Genomic DNA, 1,330 nt, shown 5'->3' with positions numbered 1-1,330 from the left:
GCCGTACTGTGATATCCCTGATCCGCATGGGTGTCATAACTCATATGCGGATCATTTTGAAAAAGAGTTTGAGGAATCGCTCCAAGCATTTGGAATTGAAGTAGAATTTATTTATCAGCATGCTGAATATAGAAGTGGAAGGTACAACGAAAACATATTAGAGTCTTTGTGTAAAAGAAAAGAAATATATGATATTTTAATGGGTTTTAAAACAGGAATACACCGAGAAGAAGATAGAGAAAACTTTTATCCCGTTACGTTATATTGTGAGAGGTGCGGGAAAGATGCAACAACTATTACACATTTTGATGAAGTATTAAAAACAGTTCGGTATGACTGTGAATGTGGAAATCAAAATAAATTATCCGTATTAAATACAAATCAAATGAAACTGAATTGGAAAATCGATTGGCCGATGAGATGGATGATAGAGGATGTTATTTTCGAACCGGGCGGAAGAGATCATTCGTCGGAAACAGGTAGTTATAATGTATCAAAAGAAATTGCAAGGAAAATATTCAATTGTGAAGCCCCTCAATACGTTGCTTATGATTTCATTGGAATTAAAGGGCATCATGAAAAAATGTCCAGTTCTTCAGGGAATAGTATTATACCTAGCGACTTATTAAAAGTGTATGTACCAGAAGTAATTCTTTTTATGTTTGCAAAATATAAGCCTGATGCAGCTTTTCATATTGGACTTGATGAAGATGTGATTCGCAATTATACAGAGTATGAGAGATTGAAGGACAGTTATGAAAATAAAACACTCAAAAATGAGGATTTATTTGATGCAATTAAACTTTCTAGACTTGATAGCCGATTTAAAGAGTATCCAAAGTTTAATCAAGTAGCAGGAACTTTACCGTTATTAAATTTTGATTCATCTATTTTACAAGATATATTAGAGAAAATAGATAGGAGCTATACATTACCTGAAATGATAGCGATAAGTAATCGTGCTGAGTATTGGATAAGAAACTTTCAATCTAAAAAATTAATTGCGGTAAATAAAGAGAAAAATACGGAGTTTTATAACACATTAGATGAACGGCAGAAAAAATGGCTAGTAGAAGTTTGTAAAATAATTCGTTCTAATAACGATCATTCTAAACTAATGGAGCAATTGTATACGATTTGTCATCATGAAAATAAAAAAATAATGAAAGAAAATCAAAAACAATTATTTACCATTTTATATAGGCTCATTATGAATCAATCAAGTGGTCCACGTATACCGTTATTAATACATGTGGTAGGCGCCAGAAAATTCGTCACATTATTAGATTTCTAAAATATAGTTAAAAGCAACGCAAGTACTCAATAGAAT

The 1,330-nt window shown here is 31.7% G+C and carries 1 protein-coding gene; it reads left to right on the top strand.

The features are described 5' to 3' along the window. The coding region (gene lysS / locus AC1DJR_RS29980) for a lysine--tRNA ligase (RefSeq protein WP_477004258.1) at nt 1-1,294 on the top strand (1,294 nt) is incomplete at its 5' end. Between the last annotated feature and the right edge of the window lie 36 nt (nt 1,295-1,330).

The sequence above is a fragment of the Bacillus sp. 05T31 genome (genome assembly GCF_056396725.1).
The sequence above is the reverse complement of the archived record's forward strand: the minus strand, read 5'-3'. Positions and strand labels throughout refer to the sequence as shown.